Annotated in this window: 35 protein-coding genes and 1 pseudogene; all 36 read right to left on the reverse strand. The window is 39.5% G+C overall.

What is annotated here, in order from left to right; genetic code table 11:
• Positions 1-152 precede the first annotated feature (152 nt).
• The 36 genes and pseudogenes from rplQ to I5435_RS22310 all read right to left on the reverse strand — a co-directional run bounded on the left by rplQ (position 153) and on the right by I5435_RS22310 (position 21,575).
• A complete protein-coding gene (rplQ, locus tag I5435_RS22135) occupies positions 153-533 on the reverse strand; it encodes a 50S ribosomal protein L17 (protein ID WP_010860588.1) in 381 nt (126 codons plus the stop codon).
• Positions 534-589: 56 nt separating this feature from the next.
• The gene (locus I5435_RS22140; protein ID WP_004233733.1) at positions 590-1,534 is read right to left on the reverse strand and encodes a DNA-directed RNA polymerase subunit alpha; all 945 of its coding nucleotides are present in this window, start codon (positions 1,532-1,534) and stop codon (positions 590-592) included.
• A gap of 139 nt (positions 1,535-1,673) precedes the next feature.
• A complete protein-coding gene (gene rpsK, locus I5435_RS22145; RefSeq protein ID WP_004233731.1) occupies positions 1,674-2,063 on the reverse strand; it encodes a 30S ribosomal protein S11 in 390 nt (129 codons plus the stop codon).
• Positions 2,064-2,088: 25 nt separating this feature from the next.
• Positions 2,089-2,454, reverse strand: coding sequence for a 30S ribosomal protein S13 (gene rpsM / locus I5435_RS22150; RefSeq protein ID WP_024364357.1), 366 nt, complete (start codon positions 2,452-2,454; stop codon positions 2,089-2,091).
• Between the two features lie 24 nt (positions 2,455-2,478).
• Entirely contained in the window at positions 2,479-2,592 is a 114-nt protein-coding gene (gene rpmJ, locus I5435_RS22155) for a 50S ribosomal protein L36 (protein WP_000868344.1), read from the reverse strand.
• A gap of 37 nt (positions 2,593-2,629) precedes the next feature.
• The gene (gene infA, locus I5435_RS22160; protein ID WP_004233690.1) at positions 2,630-2,848 is read right to left on the reverse strand and encodes a translation initiation factor IF-1; all 219 of its coding nucleotides are present in this window, start codon (positions 2,846-2,848) and stop codon (positions 2,630-2,632) included.
• A gap of 88 nt (positions 2,849-2,936) precedes the next feature.
• Positions 2,937-3,014 (reverse strand): annotated as a pseudogene (locus tag I5435_RS22165) (type I methionyl aminopeptidase); the annotation flags it as partial.
• 250 nt (positions 3,015-3,264) lie between these two features.
• Positions 3,265-3,918, reverse strand: coding sequence for an adenylate kinase (locus I5435_RS22170; RefSeq protein ID WP_069514342.1), 654 nt, complete (start codon positions 3,916-3,918; stop codon positions 3,265-3,267).
• A 68-nt stretch (positions 3,919-3,986) separates the two neighbouring features.
• On the reverse strand, positions 3,987-5,282 hold the full coding sequence (secY, locus tag I5435_RS22175; RefSeq protein WP_024364359.1) for a preprotein translocase subunit SecY: 1,296 nt from the start codon (positions 5,280-5,282) through the stop codon (positions 3,987-3,989).
• The gene (gene rplO, locus I5435_RS22180) at positions 5,282-5,722 is read right to left on the reverse strand and encodes a 50S ribosomal protein L15 (protein WP_024364360.1); all 441 of its coding nucleotides are present in this window, start codon (positions 5,720-5,722) and stop codon (positions 5,282-5,284) included. The genes secY and rplO overlap by 1 nt, the downstream gene beginning before the upstream one ends.
• 34 nt (positions 5,723-5,756) lie before the next feature.
• Positions 5,757-5,939, reverse strand: a complete 183-nt coding sequence (gene rpmD / locus I5435_RS22185; protein ID WP_024364361.1) for a 50S ribosomal protein L30 — start codon at positions 5,937-5,939, stop codon at positions 5,757-5,759.
• 13 nt (positions 5,940-5,952) lie between these two features.
• Positions 5,953-6,456 (reverse strand): 30S ribosomal protein S5, encoded by a 504-nt coding sequence (gene rpsE / locus I5435_RS22190; RefSeq protein ID WP_024364362.1) that lies wholly within the window; start codon positions 6,454-6,456, stop codon positions 5,953-5,955.
• A gap of 21 nt (positions 6,457-6,477) precedes the next feature.
• Positions 6,478-6,837, reverse strand: coding sequence for a 50S ribosomal protein L18 (gene rplR / locus I5435_RS22195; protein WP_024364363.1), 360 nt, complete (start codon positions 6,835-6,837; stop codon positions 6,478-6,480).
• A 32-nt stretch (positions 6,838-6,869) separates the two neighbouring features.
• Positions 6,870-7,409, reverse strand: a complete 540-nt coding sequence (gene rplF / locus I5435_RS22200; RefSeq protein ID WP_024364364.1) for a 50S ribosomal protein L6 — start codon at positions 7,407-7,409, stop codon at positions 6,870-6,872.
• Positions 7,410-7,439: 30 nt separating this feature from the next.
• The gene (gene rpsH, locus I5435_RS22205) at positions 7,440-7,838 is read right to left on the reverse strand and encodes a 30S ribosomal protein S8 (protein WP_008181717.1); all 399 of its coding nucleotides are present in this window, start codon (positions 7,836-7,838) and stop codon (positions 7,440-7,442) included.
• A 29-nt stretch (positions 7,839-7,867) separates the two neighbouring features.
• Positions 7,868-8,053, reverse strand: coding sequence for a type Z 30S ribosomal protein S14 (locus tag I5435_RS22210; RefSeq protein WP_004233656.1), 186 nt, complete (start codon positions 8,051-8,053; stop codon positions 7,868-7,870).
• Between the two features lie 21 nt (positions 8,054-8,074).
• Entirely contained in the window at positions 8,075-8,614 is a 540-nt protein-coding gene (gene rplE / locus I5435_RS22215) for a 50S ribosomal protein L5 (protein ID WP_024364365.1), read from the reverse strand.
• Positions 8,615-8,643: 29 nt separating this feature from the next.
• The gene (gene rplX, locus I5435_RS22220) at positions 8,644-8,952 is read right to left on the reverse strand and encodes a 50S ribosomal protein L24 (protein ID WP_004233652.1); all 309 of its coding nucleotides are present in this window, start codon (positions 8,950-8,952) and stop codon (positions 8,644-8,646) included.
• Between the two features lie 35 nt (positions 8,953-8,987).
• Positions 8,988-9,356, reverse strand: a complete 369-nt coding sequence (rplN, locus tag I5435_RS22225; RefSeq protein WP_004233650.1) for a 50S ribosomal protein L14 — start codon at positions 9,354-9,356, stop codon at positions 8,988-8,990.
• Between the two features lie 43 nt (positions 9,357-9,399).
• Complete coding sequence (rpsQ, locus tag I5435_RS22230; RefSeq protein ID WP_024364366.1) at positions 9,400-9,663, reverse strand: 30S ribosomal protein S17; 264 nt, start codon at positions 9,661-9,663, stop codon at positions 9,400-9,402.
• Positions 9,664-9,681: 18 nt separating this feature from the next.
• Entirely contained in the window at positions 9,682-9,882 is a 201-nt protein-coding gene (gene rpmC / locus I5435_RS22235; RefSeq protein WP_004233646.1) for a 50S ribosomal protein L29, read from the reverse strand.
• Complete coding sequence (gene rplP, locus I5435_RS22240) at positions 9,872-10,306, reverse strand: 50S ribosomal protein L16 (protein ID WP_010860599.1); 435 nt, start codon at positions 10,304-10,306, stop codon at positions 9,872-9,874. Before rplP ends, rpmC begins: the two co-directional genes overlap by 11 nt.
• A gap of 1 nt (position 10,307) precedes the next feature.
• Entirely contained in the window at positions 10,308-10,961 is a 654-nt protein-coding gene (rpsC, locus tag I5435_RS22245) for a 30S ribosomal protein S3 (protein ID WP_024364367.1), read from the reverse strand.
• 3 nt (positions 10,962-10,964) lie between these two features.
• Positions 10,965-11,309 carry a 50S ribosomal protein L22 gene (gene rplV / locus I5435_RS22250; RefSeq protein WP_004233639.1) on the reverse strand — a complete coding sequence of 115 codons (345 nt, stop codon included), beginning with the start codon at positions 11,307-11,309 and terminating at the stop codon, positions 10,965-10,967.
• Positions 11,310-11,331: 22 nt separating this feature from the next.
• Positions 11,332-11,610 carry a 30S ribosomal protein S19 gene (rpsS, locus tag I5435_RS22255; protein WP_004233637.1) on the reverse strand — a complete coding sequence of 93 codons (279 nt, stop codon included), beginning with the start codon at positions 11,608-11,610 and terminating at the stop codon, positions 11,332-11,334.
• A 60-nt stretch (positions 11,611-11,670) separates the two neighbouring features.
• Positions 11,671-12,501 (reverse strand): 50S ribosomal protein L2, encoded by an 831-nt coding sequence (gene rplB, locus I5435_RS22260; protein WP_024364368.1) that lies wholly within the window; start codon positions 12,499-12,501, stop codon positions 11,671-11,673.
• A 47-nt stretch (positions 12,502-12,548) separates the two neighbouring features.
• On the reverse strand, positions 12,549-12,833 hold the full coding sequence (gene rplW / locus I5435_RS22265; RefSeq protein ID WP_036205532.1) for a 50S ribosomal protein L23: 285 nt from the start codon (positions 12,831-12,833) through the stop codon (positions 12,549-12,551).
• Positions 12,833-13,456 (reverse strand): 50S ribosomal protein L4, encoded by a 624-nt coding sequence (gene rplD / locus I5435_RS22270; RefSeq protein ID WP_337982997.1) that lies wholly within the window; start codon positions 13,454-13,456, stop codon positions 12,833-12,835. The genes rplW and rplD overlap by 1 nt, the downstream gene beginning before the upstream one ends.
• A gap of 26 nt (positions 13,457-13,482) precedes the next feature.
• A complete protein-coding gene (rplC, locus tag I5435_RS22275) occupies positions 13,483-14,112 on the reverse strand; it encodes a 50S ribosomal protein L3 (RefSeq protein WP_024364370.1) in 630 nt (209 codons plus the stop codon).
• Between the two features lie 49 nt (positions 14,113-14,161).
• Complete coding sequence (rpsJ, locus tag I5435_RS22280) at positions 14,162-14,470, reverse strand: 30S ribosomal protein S10 (protein WP_004233624.1); 309 nt, start codon at positions 14,468-14,470, stop codon at positions 14,162-14,164.
• A 439-nt stretch (positions 14,471-14,909) separates the two neighbouring features.
• Entirely contained in the window at positions 14,910-15,386 is a 477-nt protein-coding gene (gene tnpA / locus I5435_RS22285; protein ID WP_337982998.1) for an IS200/IS605 family transposase, read from the reverse strand.
• Positions 15,387-15,558: 172 nt separating this feature from the next.
• On the reverse strand, positions 15,559-16,875 hold the full coding sequence (locus I5435_RS22290; RefSeq protein ID WP_337982999.1) for a Na+/H+ antiporter family protein: 1,317 nt from the start codon (positions 16,873-16,875) through the stop codon (positions 15,559-15,561).
• A gap of 166 nt (positions 16,876-17,041) precedes the next feature.
• Positions 17,042-19,021 carry an FtsX-like permease family protein gene (locus I5435_RS22295; protein ID WP_337983000.1) on the reverse strand — a complete coding sequence of 660 codons (1,980 nt, stop codon included), beginning with the start codon at positions 19,019-19,021 and terminating at the stop codon, positions 17,042-17,044.
• Positions 19,011-19,772, reverse strand: a complete 762-nt coding sequence (locus I5435_RS22300) for an ABC transporter ATP-binding protein (RefSeq protein ID WP_337983001.1) — start codon at positions 19,770-19,772, stop codon at positions 19,011-19,013. Before I5435_RS22300 ends, I5435_RS22295 begins: the two co-directional genes overlap by 11 nt.
• A gap of 96 nt (positions 19,773-19,868) precedes the next feature.
• The gene (locus I5435_RS22305; RefSeq protein ID WP_258842850.1) at positions 19,869-20,885 is read right to left on the reverse strand and encodes a sensor histidine kinase; all 1,017 of its coding nucleotides are present in this window, start codon (positions 20,883-20,885) and stop codon (positions 19,869-19,871) included.
• Positions 20,886-20,891: 6 nt separating this feature from the next.
• A complete protein-coding gene (locus I5435_RS22310) occupies positions 20,892-21,575 on the reverse strand; it encodes a response regulator transcription factor (RefSeq protein ID WP_025220844.1) in 684 nt (227 codons plus the stop codon).
• Positions 21,576-21,617 lie beyond the last annotated feature (42 nt).

Below are 21,617 nucleotides of genomic sequence, written 5' to 3' on the forward strand. Positions count from 1 at the left end.
CCTCTTTTGAATGAGGTGCGGAGAGCTAAACGAGACGCCACACAACAGTGTCCGCTCATCATAACGCTCAGCTTAATTATTTGTCGTATAAATCGTTTATAAAGAAAGAGGGTGGTGGTTCCACCCTCTTCACCACTTGTTTTCTCTTATGATTAAACTAATTCAATCACAACAACAGGTGCACCGTCACCACGACGAGGACCTACTTTAAGAATACGAGTGTAACCACCTTGACGTTCTGCGTAACGTGGTGCAACATCATCAAATAGCTTTTGTAGCGCAAATGAAGTTGTTTCGTTACCTTCTTCGTCAGTAGTTGTTACTAGTTCACGACGGATGAATGCAGCAGCTTGACGGCGTGCGTGTAAATCTCCGCGTTTACCTAAAGTAATCATTTTTTCAACAGCTTTACGTACTTCTTTAGCGCGAGCCTCAGTAGTTTCGATACGCTCGTTGATGATTAAATCAGTAGCTAAGTCACGTAACATCGCTTTACGTTGAGAACTTGTACGACCAAGTTTTCTGTAACCCATGGATGTTTCCCTCCTTTATAAAAAATATCTGATCTTATAAGTTTTGTTTAAATCGCTTAGTCTTCTTTGCGTAACCCTAAACCAAGCTCTTCTAACTTCGCTTTTACCTCTTCTAATGACTTACGTCCAAGGTTACGAACTTTCATCATATCGTCTTCTGACTTATTCGCAAGTTCTAGTACTGTATTAATACCAGCGCGTTTTAAGCAGTTGTAAGAACGAACAGAAAGATCAAGTTCTTCGATAGTCATCTCTAAAACTTTTTCTTTTTGATCTTCTTCTTTTTCGACCATGATTTCAGCAGTTTGAGCCTCATCTGTCATGCCAACGAAGATGTTTAGATGCTCGGTTAAAATTTTTGCTCCGAGCGAAATCGCCTCTTTCGGACCGATGCTACCATCTGTCCACACATCAAGAGAAAGTTTGTCGTAGTCAGAAGACTGACCTACACGAGTATTTTCCACTTGGAAATTGACGCGTGATACTGGAGTGTAAATAGAGTCGATCGGGATCACGCCGATAGGAAGATCCTCACGTTTGTTTTGATCAGCAGGAGTGTAACCACGGCCGCGTTGAGCGTACATACGCATACGTAAATGACCGTTTTTAGCGATTGTTGCAATATATAGATCTGGGTTTAAAATTTCTACGTCACTGTCATGTGTAATGTCAGCAGCCGTAACTGTTCCATCGCCCTTTACATCAATCTCAATAACTTTTTCTTCGTCAGAGTAGATTTTAAGAGCAAGCTTTTTCACGTTCAAAATAATTGAAGCTACATCTTCCACAACGCCTTCTACAGTTGAGAATTCGTGAAGAACGCCATCAATTTGGATTGAAGTGACAGCAGCTCCTGGTAATGAAGACAGAAGGATACGACGTAAAGAATTACCCAAAGTGTTTCCATATCCGCGTTCAAGCGGTTCTACAACAAACTTTCCATATTTGGAATCTTCGCTGATCTCCACCGTTTCAATCTTTGGTTTTTCAATTTCGATCATTTCATTTACCCTCCTTCAAAACATCGAATGTATAGGTTCTTTCCATCATAGATTCGATCGTCATTGACGTATCGTTTATTATCTGCACAAGACAGTCTGTACAAAAAATGATGTTCTCATACACTATGAGAAGCACCCATTACACGCGACGACGTTTTGGCGGACGGCAACCATTGTGAGGAACTGGAGTAACGTCTTTAATAGCAGTTACTTCTAAACCAGCAGCTTGAAGTGCACGAATTGCAGCTTCACGACCAGCACCAGGACCTTTAACAGTTACTTCCAACGTTTTCAGACCATGTTCAAGGGATGTTTTAGCAGCAGTTTCTGCAGCCATTTGAGCAGCGAATGGTGTAGATTTACGTGAACCACGGAAACCAAGAGCACCAGCACTTGACCAAGATACAGCGTTACCTTGCATATCTGTAATCGTTACAATTGTATTGTTAAATGTAGAACGAATGTGTGCAATACCAGATTCGATATTCTTTTTCACACGACGTTTACGAGTTTGTTGTTTACGAGCCATGTTAAGAAGGAACCTCCTTTACGTATTATTTTTTCTTGTTCGCAACTGTTTTACGAGGACCTTTACGCGTACGCGCATTGTTCTTCGTATTTTGACCACGAACAGGTAAACCACGACGGTGACGGATACCACGGAATGAACCGATTTCCATCAGACGTTTAATGTTTAATGAAGTTTCGCGACGTAAGTCACCTTCAAGTTTGTAAGAATCTAATTGTTCACGGATTAGGTTTAACTGATCTTCAGTTAAGTCGCGTACGCGTGTATCTTCTGAAATACCTGCGCCAGCTAATACTTTCTGAGCTGTAGTTTTACCAATACCGTAAATGTAAGTTAATGAAATTACCACGCGTTTGTCGCGAGGAATGTCAACACCAGCAATACGTGCCATGTACGTTGTGCACCTCCTTTAGAATCAACCTTGTTTTTGTTTGTGTTTAGGATTTTCACAGATTACCATTACTTTACCGCGTCGGCGAATTACTTTACATTTTTCGCAGATCGGTTTCACAGATGGTCTCACTTTCATCTAACCTAACCTCCTTAATAGTCCGGAGCGCAAAAGATTATTTAAAACGGTATGTGATACGACCGCGAGTTAAATCATAAGGAGATAACTCGATAGTAACCTTATCTCCAGGTAGAATACGGATAAAGTGCATACGAATCTTACCAGAAACGTGTGCTAAAATCACATGTCCATTTTCTAATTCTACCTTAAACATCGCGTTTGGCAAAGTCTCAACAACTGTCCCTTCGACTTCAATTACATCATCTTTCGCCATCTACTCTGTCTCTCCTCTCTATATGCAAATTAAAGTTCTCATCGTTACATCAAACGGATATCTGCTGCAACTATAGAAGCAACCTCGTTTCAACATATGTTTGGATTGTATGAGAGATGTTTGAAAGACGCTCGTCTGGTTTCGCTTCACACAATCCACGGAATATACAGGACCAGTATGGGCACTGAATCTCCCATGTTTACACGAATACCGGAAATGTCTTTGATGAGATATTCATACCCGTTACACAGATGCTTCCACGAAACCCATTATACTCTCTCAAAAGTCATGTTGCACTTTTTAAAAGAAATATATACCGGGCACAATATGCTTTTGCAACTCTCAAAAAAATTATGTTTCGGTGTTGCTCCCGCATGCCTCCCGCGGAAGCAGTATTCTGCGCCCGGAGCCGGGTATCAGCTGCGGCTGCCCTGTAAAAGAGCATCAAGATCAGCAAACACTTTATTAATATCTTGCTGTCCATCAATATTTGTTAACACACCTTTTGCTTCATAGAAGTCCAATAAAGGTTGTGCTTGATTCATATTTACTTCAAGACGGTTTGCAACCGTTTCAGGATTATCATCCGCACGTGTGTATAATTCGCCGCCATCTTTATCACATTTACCTTCCACAGCTGGTGGATTGAAAATTAAATGATATGATGTACCGCAAGTTTTACAAATACGACGACCTGATAAACGAGCAATTAGCTCATCTTTTTCAACTTGAATGTTTAACGTATGTTCAATAGCTTTACCAAGATCAGCTAAAATGCTGTCTAACGCTTCCGCTTGAGGAACTGTACGTGGGAATCCGTCTAATAGGAAACCCTTATCACAATCAGCTTTAGCAAGTCGCTCACGAACAATACCAATCGTTACTTCATCAGGTACTAGAGCACCTTGATCCATAAACGATTTCGCCTGTAAGCCTAGCTCTGTACCGTCTTTAATAGCGGCACGGAACATATCTCCTGTAGAAATATGAGGAATTGCGTACTTCTCTACAATTTTATCTGCCTGTGTACCTTTACCAGCACCTGGCAGACCCATTAAAACGATATTCATCGGAAATAGTCCTCCCACAAAAGGTTTGCTGATTTCAGGAAACGAAGAACGTTCCCTAAAAATCAACATTATTTCATAAAGCCTTTGTAGTGACGTTTAACAAGTTGTGATTCTAGCTGTTTCATCGTTTCTAGCGCTACGCCGACTACGATAATAATACTAGTACCACCGATTTGCACTGAGGCAGGTAGATTCATAAGGTTGATGAATATAATCGGCATTACAGCAATTACAGTTAAGAATATCGCACCAACAAATGTAAGTCGATATAACACGCTTGTTAAATACGTTTGAGTGTTTTCACCCGGGCGAATACCTGGAATGTAAGCACCTTGTTTTTTCAAGTTGTCTGCCACATTTTCTGGATTCACTTGTACGAATGCATAGAAATATGTGAATGCGACGATCAATGCAACATAAATCAACATTCCAACAGGTTTCTGATAATCGAACGTGTTTTCAATGAATGCTGTGATATCGTTTTGACCAAAGAACGCTGCTAACGTACGAGGTGTGACAAGGAACGCTACTGAGAAGATTACCGGAATAACCCCTGCAGCATTTACTTTTAACGGTAAGTGCGTTTGTTGACCACCTGTTTGTTGGTTGCGTCCAGTAACTCGTTTTGCATATTGAATTGGAATTTTACGAAGTGCTTGTTGCACGTAAATAACCCCAACGACAATTGCAAGTAAAATCAAAGCAAGTAATGCAAGGATGATAATGTTGATAAACAGTTTATCACCTGCACCCTCAATTTGTTGTGCATAGATTTGGTTTATTCCTGTAGGTAATGCTGCCACGATACCAGCAAAGATTACAACAGAAATACCATTACCAACACCATGTGAGGTAATTTGTTCAGCAAGCCATACAAGGAATGCTGTACCTGCTGTCAATACAATTGAAATTGTAATATAAGTTAGAATTCCCTCTTCTTTAATCAAAGATCCACCGTACATTTTGTTGAAGCCAAATGACATGGCGAATGATTGGATAAAAGCAAGAATAATTGTAAAGTAGCGAGTAAATTGTGCAAGTTTACGTCTTCCGACTTCACCTTGCTTTGCCCATTCAGCAAACTTCGGTACTACGTCCATTTGCAATAACTGAACAATGATTGAGGCTGTGATGTATGGCATAATTCCCATCGCGAAGATAGAGAAGTTTTGCAACGCACCACCGCCAAAAGTATTGAGGAAACCAACGAGGTTAAACTCATCAGTTGCCTTTAATACAGTTGCGTCAACATTCGGTACTGGTATGAATGTACCAATACGGAAAATAATTAACATTAAAAGAGTGAAGATGATTTTATTTCTTATATCTCGAACACGCATAAAGTTAGAGATTGTCTGAAACATTAAATCACCTCAGTAGTTCCGCCGGCATTCTCGATTGCTTCTTTTGCTGAAGCTGAGAATTTATGAGCTTTTACTGTAAGCTTTTTGTTAAGTGTTCCATTGCCTAGAACTTTAATTCCAGCTTTTTCATTGCTCACAAGACCAGTTTCAAGTAATAATGCAGTTGTTACTTCTGCACCGTCTTCGAAACGGTTTAATGTGTCAAGGTTAACGATAGCGTATTCTTTACGGTTAATGTTCGTAAATCCACGTTTAGGTAAACGACGGAATAACGGGTTTTGACCGCCCTCAAAGCCTGGGCGTACACCGCCACCAGAACGAGCGTTTTGACCTTTATGACCTTTACCTGATGTTTTACCGTTACCAGAACCGATACCACGACCAACGCGATTGCGTTGCTTACGAGATCCTTCTGCTGGTTTTAACTCATGCAGTTTCATAGTGGGTGGCACCTCCTTGTTCATTAATTAAAAATTAATTTTCTTTTACAGTAACTAAGTGAGCTACTTTATCAAGCATACCGCGAGTAGCAGCGTTATCAGCTTTCTCAACAGTTTGATTTAATTTACGTAATCCTAGAGCTTCAATAGTTTTACGTTGTGCCGGTTTAGAACCGATCACAGATTTTGTAAGGGTGATTTCTAATTTGTTAGCCATTATTATTCCCCCCTTATCCTAATATTTCTTCCACTGATTTGCCACGTAATTTTGCAACGTCCTCTACGCGTTTTAATTCAGTTAAACCTTGAACAGTAGCACGCACCATATTGATTGGTGTGTTAGATCCAAGTGATTTTGAAAGAATATCAGTAATACCAGCAAGTTCTAGTACGGCACGTACTGGACCACCAGCGATAACCCCTGTACCAGGAGCAGCAGGTTTGATTAGGATTTCTCCTGCACCGAAGCGACCAAGCACTAAGTGTGGAGTTGTTCCACCTACACGTGGCACTTCGATTAAGTTTTTCTTCGCATCTTCAACAGCTTTACGGATAGCATCTGGCACCTCTTGAGCTTTACCAGTACCGAAACCAACATGTCCGTTTCTATCGCCAACTACAACTAATGCTGTGAAGCGGAAGCGACGTCCACCTTTAACAACTTTAGCAACACGGTTAATAGTAACTACGCGTTCTTCAAGTTCTCCAAGTTTGTTTGCGTCAATTCGACTCATGAAATGTGTCCCTCCTTCTTATTAAAATTCTAAACCGTTCTCACGTGCAGCTTCAGCTAAAGCTTTTACACGTCCATGATATAAGTAACCACCACGGTCAAATACAATTGCAGTAATGTTTTTTTCCGCAGCGCGTTTCGCGATTGTTTCACCGATTTTTGATGCAGCTTCTACGTTGTTACCAGCACCTTCAAAACCATTTTCTTGAGAAGATGCGCTAACAAGTGTTACGCCTGCTACGTCATCGATAAGTTGAGCGTAGATGTTCTTGTTAGAACGGAATACGTTTAAGCGTGGACGCTCAGCAGTACCCGAAATTTTAGAACGAACTCGCGCATGACGTTTTTTACGAACTTGATTTTTATCCTGTTTCGTAATCACAAGGGTCACTCCTTTCTAATGCTTAAGCAGCATTATTTACCTGTTTTACCTTCTTTACGACGAACGTATTCGCCTTCGTAACGGATACCTTTACCTTTATAAGGCTCTGGTGGACGAACGTCACGGATATTAGATGCAAGAGCGCCAACGCGTTCTTTGCTGATACCTTTAACGATGATTTTTGTATTAGTCGGAACTTCTACTTCAAGACCATCTTCTGGTGTGAACTCAACTGGGTGAGAGTAACCTACGTTAAGTACAAGCTTTTTACCTTGTAATTGCGCACGGTAACCGACACCGATAAGTTCTAATGATTTTTCGAAACCTGCAGAAACACCAGTAACCATGTTCGCTAAAAGCGCACGAGTAGTACCGTGGTTTGTGCGGTGTTCTTTTGAATCAGAAGGACGAGATACAGAGATCACATTTCCTTCTTGCTCAATTTTCATATCTTGGTGGAAAGAACGAACAAGTTCGCCTTTAGGACCTTTAACAGTAACAGTGTTGTCAGCTGCGACAGTAACAGTTACGTTAGCTGGTACCTCGATAATTTTTTTACCTACACGAGACATTTAGTTGCACCTCCATTCATTTATTGCTAATTACCAAACGTATGCTAGAACTTCGCCGCCAACTTGTTTAGCGCGAGCTTCTTTATCTGTTAATAAACCTTGTGAAGTTGACACTAAAGCGATACCAAGACCGTTCAGTACTTTAGGAACTTCATTTGTTTTAGCATATACACGTAGACCAGGTTTAGAAATACGTTTTAGGCCAGTGATAACGCGCTCGTTATCTTTACCGTATTTTAAGAAGATACGGATGATACCTTGTTTGTTGTCTTCCACGTATTCTACGTCACGTACGAAACCTTCACGCTTTAAAATTTCAGCGATTTCTTTTTTCACGTTGGAAGCTGGTACTTCTAACTTCTCGTGACGAACCATGTTCGCATTACGAATGCGAGTAAGCATATCTGCAATCGGATCAGTCATTGTCATTACATTTACCTCCTTCCCAAATTAGGGGATTACCAGCTGGCTTTTTTAACGCCAGGAATTTGTCCCTTATATGCAAGTTCTCGGAAACAAATACGGCAAAGTTTGAATTTGCGATATACTGAGTGTGGACGACCACAGCGTTCACAACGTGTATACTCTTGCACTTTAAACTTTTGCTTACGTTGTTGTTTAACGATCATAGATTTTTTAGCCACGTTTTCGCCCTCCTTGTTTAATTACTTTTGGAACGGCATACCGAATTGTGTCAATAACTCGCGAGCTTCTTCGTCAGAGTTCGCTGTCGTTACGATCACGATGTCCATACCGCGTACTTTTGAAACTTTATCGTAATCGATTTCTGGGAAAATTAATTGCTCTTTAACACCAAGAGTGTAGTTACCGCGACCATCGAATGCTTTTTTAGAAACACCACGGAAGTCACGTACACGAGGTAATGCGATTGCGATTAATTTATCCAAGAATTCATACATACGCTCACCGCGTAATGTAACTTTAGCACCGATAGGCATACCTTCACGTAGACGGAAACCTGCGATCGATTTTTTCGCTTTAGTTACTACTGGTTTTTGACCAGTGATAATTGTCAATTCTTCTACAGCTGCATCAAGCGCTTTAGAGTTTTGAACTGCATCGCCAACACCCATGTTGATAACGATTTTATCAACTTTTGGAAGTTGCATAACTGATTTATATCCAAATTTGCTCATTAGAGCAGGAGAAACTTCATTTAAATATTTTTCTTTTAGGCGGCTCATGTGTGTACCTCCCTTCTTTTATTTACTAATTAGTCGATTACTGCACCTGATTTTTTTGCAACACGAACTTTTTTACCGTTTTCGATTTTATAACCTACACGAGTCGGCTCGCCAGATTTAGGATCGATTAGCATTACGTTCGAAACGTGAATTGCAGCCTCTTGGCTTACAATCCCACCTTGTGGATTCAATTGGTTAGGTTTAACGTGTTTTTTCACGATGTTTACACCTTCAACAAGAACGCGGTCTTGTTTAGGGAAAGCAGCTAGGATTACTCCTTCTTTGCCTTTGTCCTTACCAGTGATAACCTTAACCTTGTCACCTTTTTTTACATGCATGCTGTCGCACCTCCTTGATTGGCACTGTCATGAAATTAAAGAACTTCTGGAGCTAGAGAAACGATTTTCATGAAGTTGCTGTCACGTAATTCACGTGCAACAGGTCCGAAAATACGAGTTCCGCGTGGTGATTTATCATCACGAATAATTACACAAGCATTTTCATCAAATTTGATGTAAGTACCGTCTTTACGACGTACGCCTGATTTAGTACGAACGATAACAGCTTTAACAACGTCACCCTTCTTGACAACGCCACCTGGTGTTGCTTTCTTAACTGTACAAACAACGATATCACCGATGTTAGCAGTTTTACGGCCAGAGCCACCAAGCACTTTAATTGTAAGAACTTCACGTGCACCTGAGTTGTCAGCAACTTTCATACGACTTTCTTGTTGGATCACTTAGGTTACCTCCCTTCGGAAATTGGTTGTTCCGAAATAGTTATTAAATAATAACCGCTTTTTCTACAACTTCAACTAGACGGAAACGTTTAGTAGCTGATAGCGGGCGAGTCTCCATGATACGTACGATATCACCGATTTTCGCTTGGTTTTGCTCATCATGAGCTTTAAACTTTTTAGAGTACTTTACACGTTTACCATAAAGCTTGTGCTTTTTGTGAGTTTCAACTAAAACAGAAATTGTTTTGTCCATTTTATCTGAAACAACGCGGCCCGTGTAAACTTTGCGTTGATTACGCTCAGTCATACTTGAAAACCTCCTTTATCAGTTATTTGCACTGATTTCTCTTTCACGAATAACAGTTTTCATACGCGCGATTGCTTTACGCACTTCACGAATACGAGCTGTGTTTTCTAATTGACCAGTCGCCAATTGGAAGCGAAGGTTGAAAAGCTCTTCTTTCAGTGATTTCACTTTTAATTCAATTTCAGAAGTGGCAAGGTCACGGATTTCATTAGCTTTCATTAGATTCACCACCAGTTTCTTGACGTTTTACGATCTTACATTTAACAGGAAGCTTATGTGATGCTAAACGAAGTGCTTCACGTGCGATCTCTTCAGATACACCAGCAATTTCGAACATTACTTTTCCTGGTTTAACAACTGCTACCCAACCTTCAGGAGAACCTTTACCAGAACCCATGCGGACTTCTAGAGGTTTTTTCGTGTAAGGTTTGTGCGGGAAGATTTTAATCCAAACTTTACCGCCACGTTTCATGTAACGAGTCATCGCGATACGTGCAGATTCGATTTGACGGTTAGTAATCCAGCTAGCAGTTTGAGCTTGTAAGCCCCATTCGCCGAAAGATACTTCTTTACCGCCTTTCGCTTCGCCACGCATGTTTCCGCGGTGTTCACGACGGTATTTTACGCGTTTAGGCAATAACATATTATTTGCCTCCTTCCACAGATTTCTTCGTAGGAAGAACTTCACCACGGTAGATCCATACTTTAACGCCTAATTTACCGTAAGTAGTGTCAGCTTCTGCGTGTGCATAGTCGATGTCAGCACGTAGAGTATGAAGTGGAACAGTTCCTTCACTATAGTGTTCAGCACGCGCGATATCAGCGCCACCTAAACGACCAGATACTTGTGTTTTAATTCCTTTTGCACCAGCACGCATTGTGCGTTGGATTGATTGCTTTTGTGCACGACGGAATGAAACACGGTTTTCTAATTGACGAGCGATGTTTTCAGCTACTAGACGAGCGTCAAGATCAGCACGTTTAATTTCGATGATGTTGATGTGTACACGTTTACCAGTTAATTCGCCAAGGTATTTACGAAGATTTTCAACTTCAGTACCACCTTTACCGATTACCATCCCTGGTTTAGCAGTGTGAATTGTAATGTTTACACGGTTTGCAGCACGTTCGATTTCAACTTTAGAAACAGAAGCGTCTTTAAGAGCCGTTTCAATATATTTACGCACTTTGATGTCTTCGTGAAGTAGAGTTGCATAGTCTTTTTCAGCGTACCATTTTGACTCCCAGTCACGAATAATACCAACGCGCAGTCCTATTGGATGTACTTTTTGACCCACGGATTAACCCTCCTTCTTCTCAGATACCACTAAAGTGATGTGGCTTGTGCGTTTGTTAATTGCGCTTGCACGTCCTTGTGCACGTGGACGGAAACGTTTTAATGTTGGACCTTCATCAACGAATACTTCAGAAACTACTAAAGAGTTGATATCTAGATCGTAGTTGTGCTCAGCATTAGCAACTGCAGATTTTAATACTTTCTCAACGACTGGAGACGCCGCTTTTGGAGTATGACGTAAAATTGCAACTGCCTCACCTACTTGCTTACCTCGGATTAAGTCTACAACTAGACGAACTTTACGAGGAGCGATACGTACTGTGCGAGCGATAGCTTTAGCTTGTGTCATTAGGATTTACCTCCTCTCAAAATTAGCGTCTTGTTTTCTTGTCGTCTGCACCGTGACCTTTGTAAGTACGTGTCGGTGCGAATTCACCAAGTTTGTGGCCTACCATATCTTCTGTTACGTATACAGGAACATGTTTACGTCCATCATATACAGCAATTGTTAGTCCGATGAAGTTCGGGAAGATTGTAGAACGGCGAGACCAAGTTTTAATAACTTGTTTCTTCTCAGAAGCCTCTTGTGCTTCCACTTTTTTCATTAAGTGGTCGTCAACAAAAGGTCCTTTTTTCAAACTGCGACCCATGTAGGAACCTCCCTCTGTGATTCCACCACGGCTCTCACATAGAACCGTAGTTTAACCACTTTATTTTTTACGACTACGGATGATGAATTTATCCGATTTGTTTTTCTTATTACGAGTTTTGTAACCAAGTGCTGGTTTACCCCAAGGTGTCATCGGTGATTTACGTCCGATTGGAGAACGTCCTTCACCACCACCGTGTGGGTGATCGTTAGGGTTCATTACAGAACCACGAACAGTTGGGCGTTTACCTAACCAACGGCTACGACCTGCTTTACCGATGTGTACAAGTTCATGTTGTTCGTTACCAACTTGACCGATTGTAGCGCGGCAAGTAGCAAGAACTAAACGTACTTCACCAGATTGTAGACGAACGATTACGTATTTGTCTTCACGACCAAGTACTTGCGCAGAAGTACCAGCAGAACGTACTAATTGTCCACCTTTACCAGGTTTTAACTCGATGTTATGGATTGTTGTACCCATTGGAATGTTTGCTAATGGTAAAGTGTTACCTACTTTAATATCAGCATCTGGACCAGATACGATTGTTTGACCAACCTCTAGACCTTTTGGTGCTAAGATGTAAGCTTTTGCTCCATCAGCGTAGTTGATTAATGCGATATTCGCAGAACGGTTTGGATCATATTCGATAGTAGCAACTTTCGCTGGAATGCCATCTTTAACACGTTTGAAATCGATAACACGATATTGCTTCTTATGACCACCACCATGATGACGAACAGTGATTTTACCTTGGTTGTTACGACCAGCTTTGCGTTTAGTTGGTTCAAGCAATGATTTCTCAGGCTTGTTAGTTGTAATTTCCGCAAAGTCTAAAGACGTCATATTACGACGACCATTAGAGGTAGGTTTATACTTTTTAATCGCCATTGTGTTTCCCTCCTTCTTGATTGTTCAAATCATAAATCCTTAAAGGATTACATTTCGAATAATTCGATGTCTTTGCTGTCCGCAGTTAGTTTAACAATCGCTTTACGACGTTTGTTTGTGTAACCACCGTAACGGCCAACGCGTTTGAATTTACCTTTGTAGTTAAGAACGTTTACTTTCTCAACGTTTACGCCAAAGATTTCTTCTACAGCGTCTTTTACTTGAGTTTTGTTAGCGCGAGTGTCTACTTCGAAAGTATACTTTTTCTCTGCCATAAGTTCTGAAGAACGCTCAGTAATGACCGGACGTTTTAAAATATCACGTGCTTCCATTATCCAAGCACCTCCTCAACTTTTTCTACTGCAGCTTTAGTGAATACAACTTTTTCGTGACCTAAAAGATCAAGAACGTTGATTCCGTTTGCAGTTAACACTGTTACACCAGGGATGTTACGAGCAGATAATGCTACGTTTTCATCTAGGTCAGCAGTTACGAATAAAGATTTTTTCTCTAAAGAAAGATCTTTAAGAATTTTAGTGAATTCTTTTGTTTTTGGTGCTGCTAGTGTAAGAGCATCAAGAACTACGAAGTTTTGTTCTACTACTTTAGCTGATAAAGCAGATTTAAGAGCTAAACGACGAACTTTTTTAGGTAATTTATAAGAATAGCTACGTGGAGTTGGACCGAATACGATACCACCGCCGCGCCATTGTGGAGAACGGATAGAACCTTGACGAGCACGACCAGTTCCTTTTTGACGCCATGGTTTACGACCACCACCAGCAACTTCAGAACGGTTTTTCACCTTATGATTACCTTGACGAAGAGAAGCGCGTTGTGCAACTACAGCGTCGAATAATACTGCTTCATTTGGCTCGATTCCGAAGATCGCTTCGTTTAACTCGATTTCACCAACTGAAGCACCTGTTTGACTAAGTACAGATACTTTTGTCATTCCTGTTTCCTCCTTTCTTGAAGTGATTAGTTAGCTTTAATTGCAGTTTTAACTGTAACTAGAGCTTTTTTAGAACCAGGAACATTACCTTTAACAAGTAGTAAGTTACGTTCTGCATCAACTTTTACGATTTCTAAGTTTTGGATTGTAACTACTGTGCCACCCATTTGACCAGGTAATTTCTTTTGTTTAAATACGCGGTTCGGAGCAACTGGACCCATTGAACCAGGACGACGGTGGTAACGAGAACCGTGGGCCATAGGACCACGAGATTGTCCGTGGCGTTTGATAACACCTTGGAAACCTTTACCTTTAGTAACACCTGTTACATCAATTACATCGCCTTCTGCGAAAATTTCTACTTTGACTTCTTGACCAACTTCGTATTCTTCAACGTTCACGTTGCGGAATTCACGAATGAAGCGCTTAGGAGCAGTATTCGCTTTTGCTACGTGACCTTGCGCTGGTTTGTTAGAAAGCTTAACGCGCTTATCTTCGAAACCAACTTGAATTGCTTCGTAGCCGTCTGTTTCAACAGTTTTCTTTTGAAGAACTACGTTTGGAGTAGCTTCGATAACTGTTACCGGGATTAAATCGCCGTTTTCAGCGAAAACTTGTGTCATACCAATTTTTCTACCTAAGATTCCTTTAGCCATTTGTCACACCTCCTGTAAGTTTTAAAAAGTTGTTATATTGTTTTTACCATTAAAGTTTGATTTCGATATCAACGCCAGATGGTAAATCAAGTTTCATTAACGCATCAACAGTTTGTGGTGTTGGGTTAACGATATCGATCAGACGTTTATGCGTACGCATCTCGAATTGTTCACGAGAATCTTTGTACTTGTGAACAGCACGTAGAATTGTGTACACAGACTTCTCAGTTGGAAGTGGAATCGGACCTGATACACTTGCACCTGAACGTTTTGCAGTCTCCACAATTTTCTCAGCAGACTGATCTAAAATACGGTGATCATACGCTTTTAAACGAATACGAATCTTTTGTTTTGCCATTATTTTCCCTCCTTCTCGCCTATTTTCTAGACATTCTCCACGAAAATTCTCCAACGCACCGCCATGGCAAAGCGGCCGGGTGTGTCGGCAACCTCTCGTTTCATCGCAGTCAAAGACCAACATTCAACATTATATACAATAAAAAAAGAATAAGCAAGTCTTTTCGCTAAATTCTTTTAAATGTTGTAGATATTCTTTACTACTAATATTTCTCGCTTATTTAAGCCGTTTACTAGTATATATAATTTTCGTGTATTTTGCAACACATAACCTGTGCTATCTACGTTTTCGAACATTTCGAACAATTAATCAGAACCACCAGTCTAACTGGTGGTTTGCTCTACGCGGGAAACGCTGGGGTACTGGCCCATGTCTAAAGACACACTGAAAGGTCCACCAACCGCACTCCGTTTTCACGCTACCACTAAAGTGGTTTTATTTATTTTCTCTTCTTATTTTTTATTTCTTCTCCTGTGAATGGGTCAATGAATTCTTTCATGCTCATTTGATCCTCAAGAATATCTTCTTGTAATTGATTTTTTATATATTCCTGAATAATTTTTCTATTTCTTCCCACGGTGTCTACATAATATCCTCGGCACCAAAACTTCCTGTTCCCATATTTGTATTTCAGGTTCGCATGTCGATCAAATATCATTAAACTACTTTTCCCTTTCAAATAACCCACAAATGATGAAACACTTAATTTTGGTGGGATACTCACTAACATGTGAATATGATCAGGACAGGCTGTTGCTTCAATTATTTCTACTTCTTTTCTTTCACATAACTGCCGAAGAATTCGACCAACATCTACCTTGATTTGTCCATAAATAATCTGTCTTCTATATTTTGGCGCAAAGACGATGTGATACTTACAATTCCATGTCGTGTGTGCTAAACTTTTATTATCCATTTAGATCCCCTTTCGTACGGAGTCGGTTGACCAGACCTGATTTCATTGTACGGCTGGGGTTTTTTTCTTGTCCATAGCTAGAAGCTCTTTAGAACCCCTCGCATAGCAAGGGGTTTTCAAAAAAATACAAATAAAAAAAGCAGTCTCTAAAATTAGAAACTGCTTCTCAATATTATAGAAAGAATACACAGGCTATCCAACCAAATAGGACTAGTGGAATATTAATAAAGATAAACGTTGGTACACATGTATCCCAAATATGATTATGTTGTCCATCAACATTCAAGCCAGCAGTTGGTCCTAATGTTGAATCTGATGCTGGTGAACCTGCGTCACCTAATGCGCCCGCAGTTCCGATTAAGCACAATATCGCTAAAGGGCTCATTCCTAATTCTTGTGCTAACGGAACAAATAAAGTCGCAATAATCGGTACTGTCGCAAAAGAAGAACCAATGCCCATTGTTACAACTAATCCAATCACCAGCATTATAAATACCGCCAAACTTCTATTGCCTTCAAGGTACGTCAGAGAGCTTGTAATTAAGCTATCTACATCACCCGTAGCATTGATTACTGAGGCGAATCCATTGGCAGCAATCATGACGAAGCCAATGAACGCCATCATTTTCATACCTTCTGATAGAATTTCATCGGCCTCTCTCCATTTAAGAGCACCCGTAAAATACATAATCATGATCCCTGCAAAGGCTCCGACAATCATGGAATCTGTTGCGATTTGCGCGATAAGGGAAACAATTAATGCTAGTGCCGTAGAAATAATAACTGATTTACTGACATTCACAGTTAAAGTCGCTGTTTCTACATCTGTATTTTTGTATATACGTGGTTTGCGATATACATAGAAGGCAATCCCTAGTCCTACTAACATACCTAGGATAGGAATAGCCATTGCTACAGGCACATCACTTGCTTGTGCAACCATTCCGGCATTTGTAACTTGCGTTGACACAATTTCTTGGAAGATGGCCCCGAAGCCTGCTGGTACAAAACTATAGGTGCCAATTAAGCCAACCGCAATCAATGTTGCTATTATTCTACGATCCACTTCAAGCATATTTAAAACCTTTAAAATCGGTGGTATTAGTAAAGGGATAAAAGCAATATGAATTGGAATTAAATTTTGAGAAAAAATGGCCATGATAAAAATAAGAAGAAAAATTAATACTTTTACTAAGCCCTTCCTATTACTTGAACCATTTTTATTTAACACGTTTAACATACCTGCAATGAATAAGTCAGGTATACCTGTCTTCGAGATAGCTATAGCAAATCCACCAAGTAGACCATAACTAAGTGCAATAGTAGCACCTGCCCCTAACCCCTCTGTAAACGACTCGACAGTTGCTTGAATACCCATACCACTTATTAAGCCCCCTGCAAAGGCTCCTAAAACAAGTGAAAGGACAACATTGATTCGAAGCAAACTTAATATTAACATGACAGCTACTGCCACAATTACCGCATTCATAAAGACACTTCACTTTCGTACACTAGATTATTAATATGTTAAACTTTAATATTCTGACAAACGAAAGTCAAGCTGTTATGAAATATTTCATTAAATGTAAAATTCAAAAAACAGTATGACCTGTATTAGATCATACTGTTTTTCGGAGTTTCTTCCTATTTAATAGTTATAATGATTCTCTTATTACTTTTTTATAATAACCAACCGAAAGGACTGCAAAAATTGCATATAAAGCGACGTAACAGCTCATAGCAATCCATAACGGTGTTGTTAATTCTGAACCAAATAAAAACCATCCTGATTTCACTGCAAAATAACTATGAAGTAGACCAATCAGTAAAGGAACACCAAAATTGAACGCCTGTTTCATAAAGATTCCCTTCATGATATCTCGTTCTGAGAAGCCGATCTTTCTTAAAATTGTATAAGCTCCTCGTTCTTCTTCTGCTTCAGACATTTGTTTAAAGTACAGAATGCTACCAGTCGTCATTAAAAATGCTAAGCCTAAAAATGCTGTCGTAAAAATTATTAACCCAAGTGATTCAATATTTCCTTTACGTTCAGCTTCAAATGACTTGATTTTAAAGTTTTGCGTATTGCCATCATTATCAAAAATAGTAATGGCATCTGCGCCTGATTCTTCATACAATTTTTCAGCTAGTGCAAGGTCTTTCTTTGACTGTAATGTAATCGAAGTTTGTTTATGCCAAGGGAATAGTTTTGCTTGCGTTGACAATTTTTCAAACAATGCATCAGACACTACAAAAATTGGACCTCCGCCACCAGACGTTACTGTTCCACCAATAATACTTTCATCATGAATAGCTTTGACATGCAGTGTTTCTTTAAGTTTACCTGCTGATACGACTAGATTACGATCCTTTTCTAATGGGAACATCTCCGCCATATAGCCACCATAGTTCGTTAAAATAACATCATTACCCGCAATTGTTGTATTTGGGTTTCTACGTTGATAATCAGAAAGTGGAATGGTATAAATCGTGCCTTCCATGTTATAAAATGGACTATCTTTTTGTTCTTTAGCCATTAACTGAGCGATGGTAGCTGTAACCCCTTGTAAACGATATTCAACCTTATCATAAGCGATATTATTTTCCTCTAGTTTCTTTAAAAAATCCTGTCCTTGATCTTCATGCAAAATGTAATCGCCAGGGATTTGACTATAGGCATCAGCTTCTGAAGAATAATACGAAATATATGATAAAGTGGTAATCCCAAGTGATACACCCGTTAAAACTGTAATTAGTGTCAATGATTTAGCATTACTTTTCATGCGATGCATAATTGGTGTTAACGCTAATACATCATGGACAGTCAAATGTCCATTTTTCTTTAAACGAACAGTATTCATTATAAATGCTACAGAGAAACGGAAAACTAGGAATGTTCCCCCAATTGTTGTAGCCAAAATAATAATCATATTATTAAATAGATTGCCTGCATTATTAATATCAAATAATTTCGTTGATGCATAGTAGCCATATACAATAAGCACAAGCCCTAAAAAGCCAATAACCATTTGTAATGGGCTGAATCGTTTTACACGCTCATCTGCTTGTTTAGCCGCGCTAAATAAGGATAATAGTGATACACGGTGAATCATCCACGTCATTTGGAACAAGACAATTACTAATAAGAGAGCGAAAACAACGATAGATTGTTGCAATGCTTGAGTACTAAAGGTCATTTTCACAAGCGTCTCTTTTTCAATGATACGCAATAAAATCATGGCGATTAGGCGAGAGCTAAAGAAACCAACAATTATCCCTACAGCGACAGCTCCTACAAATAATAGAATGCTTTCTAAAGCCAATAAGCGTACAATTAATCCCTTTGTCATTCCTATTAGCTGATACAAGCCAATTTCCTTGCTACGACGCTTCATAAATAAGTGGTTTGCATATAACACAAAAAATAAAATAATAAAGTACAAAATATAAGTTGCAGCCTTAAATCCTGCTGATGCTGTGCCACTCTTTTGAACGGAATCAAAAACTTCACCATTATGCTGTAATGTCACAAAAGAAAAATAGAGTGTCACACTAAAAATAAGTGCAAAGAAGTATAAATAATAATGTTTCATATTTTTCTTCATACTTCGGAATACAAGCTTACTAAGACTCATAACCGTCACCGCCTAGCACACTTTGCGTATGCATGATTTCTTGGAAAAATGCCTGTCTTGTTTTATCACCTTTGTATAGTTCACTGTAAATCAGCCCATCTTTTAAAAACAAAACACGTGTACAGAAACTCGCTGCCACTGCATCATGCGTTACCATCATAATTGTCGCTTTCTTGGTTTCATTGATACTTTGCAAATTCTTCAACAGAGCTGTTGCTGATTTCGAATCCAGTGCACCTGTAGGTTCATCCGCAAAGACCATTGATGGATTTGTAATTAATGCACGCGCAGCCGATGTACGTTGCTTTTGACCGCCAGATATTTCATTTGGGTATTTATTTAATATATCTCCAATACCAAGTAAATAAGTAAGCTCTTTGACACGACTTTCTGCTACAGCTTTCGGTAACTTGCTAATCGCTAGCGGCAGCAAGATGTTTTCCTTCACTGTCAAAGTGTCCAATAAATTATAATCTTGGAATATGAACCCAAGCTGTTCGCGACGGAAATTAGCTAAAGCTTTTTCTTTCATCCCTCGTAAGCTTTGTCCATTTATTTCAATGACACCTTCCGTTGCAAAATCAATCGAACACAACACATTTAATAATGTCGTCTTCCCTGAGCCTGACGGACCCATAATGCCAACAAACTCTCCTTCATTCACTTCTAAATCTATACCCTTCAACACCTCTTGTACCGTCGATTTTTTACCATATACTTTTTTTACTTTACGTCCAATTAAAACTGCCACAGGTTAACGCCCCTTTCTATACTACAAGTGTACCCTGTCTACACGTTCAATTCGTGCGTTTTACATGACAATATAAAAAGGTAGGTGACAATTTCGTCATCTACCTGTTAGTTTGGCATATTCATTTTGTAATGGGAATCGTAGCGTAAAGATTGATCCTTCCCCTACTACTGATTGTACACTAATACGAACGCCAATTTTTTGAGCAATGTTATGTGCTAAATACAAGCCCATCCCCGTTGACTGTGCAGATTCTCTGCCTGCCGTTCCTGTATACGATTTCTGGAAAATCCGTGGCATATCATCTGTTCTTATTCCAATGCCATTATCCTTAATATGTAACAACGTTGCACCAGATGAATCAACCTCTGTAAAAATAAAGATTTCGGTATTAATAGGGCTATATTTAATAGCATTTGATAGAATTTGCCTTACAATGAACGCTATCCATTTACTATCAGTTAAAACCACTTCTGTTAATTCACCAACATCAAAGCCGATATCCTTTTCTAAGCACCATGCTTGCATCGCACGGATTTCTTTGTAAACAACATCGCGCAGTTCTATCTCACTTAAAAAATTATCCTTTTCAATCGTTGCAAGACGTGTTTGGTGTAATTGCTGATCGACAAGCAGATGCAACCTTAACCATTCGGTCTCTAGCTTCCTACGCAAAGTTGAGTCTTCGATACGATCTAACATTAAATTTATAGTTGTTAAAGGAGCCTTCACTTCATGTACCCATGCTAACAGCTCATCTGAATACTCCTGTAGCTGCACCTTCGCATGATTCAGCTCTGCGTCCTTATCATAGAAGACGTCTTCAATTTTTAGGTAGTATGCCTCCTGAAAAGGTGATAGAGCTAAACTTCTAGCATGAGCATCATCCAGCCTGCTATCTACATTTCCCAGGAAATCTTTCAGTTGACCAATTTCCTTTGTATACCGCCATAATAAAAAAATGAAAAACGCCACAATCATAATCATATTGACATACCAAATGGAGATGCCAACTAAACCAACGTCTAAAGAAAATAATATGTTAAGCACGACAAGAAGAAAAACAAAAAAGCCAATCCACGCTAGCCGTTCTCTTATAAATAAAAATAGCATTTTCACTCACGTCACCTGCGTCACTGCTATATAGCCGAGCCCCTTTTTTGTCACAATAACTTCCTGTAAGCCGATATCCTCTAGCTTAGCACGTAATCGATTAACATTGACTGATAATGTATTATCATTCACAAAGCGCTCATCGTCCCATAGTTTTCTCATTAAGTCCTCTCTAGAAACGATATGATTAGCCTTTTCCAATAAAACTCGTAAAATAAACAGTTCATTTTTAGTTAACGAAACAAGCTGCCCATTATACATAATCTCACTACGCGCATAATCCAAAACAGCACCATTGAAACGCGTGACATCCATTGTTTCTTCAACATAGTCATAAGTACGGCGTAAAATAGCTTGAACTTTTGCAAGTAACACCTCCATATGGAAGGGTTTTTGTATAAAATCATCGGCACCCATCTGCATCGCCATTACCATATCCATTGGATGATCTCGTGAAGATAGAAAGAGGATCGGCACCTTTGAAATATGTCGTATTTCACGGCACCAATGAAAGCCATCATATGCCGGTAGTTGAATATCTATTAAAACTAGCTGTGGCTTCTCTTCGATAAAATCATCCATCACCTTTTGAAAATCAGTTGGACCTACAACACGTAATGACCATTGCAAAAAGCGTTCTTCGATCATTGCAAAAATTGATGGATCATCTTCTATCAATAAAACCTTCATTTCCATACGCTGACGCTCCTTTCACTTATATATTTTAACATA

Source organism: Lysinibacillus sp. C5.1, from assembly GCF_016350185.1.
Lineage (GTDB): Bacteria > Bacillota > Bacilli > Bacillales_A > Planococcaceae > Lysinibacillus > Lysinibacillus sphaericus.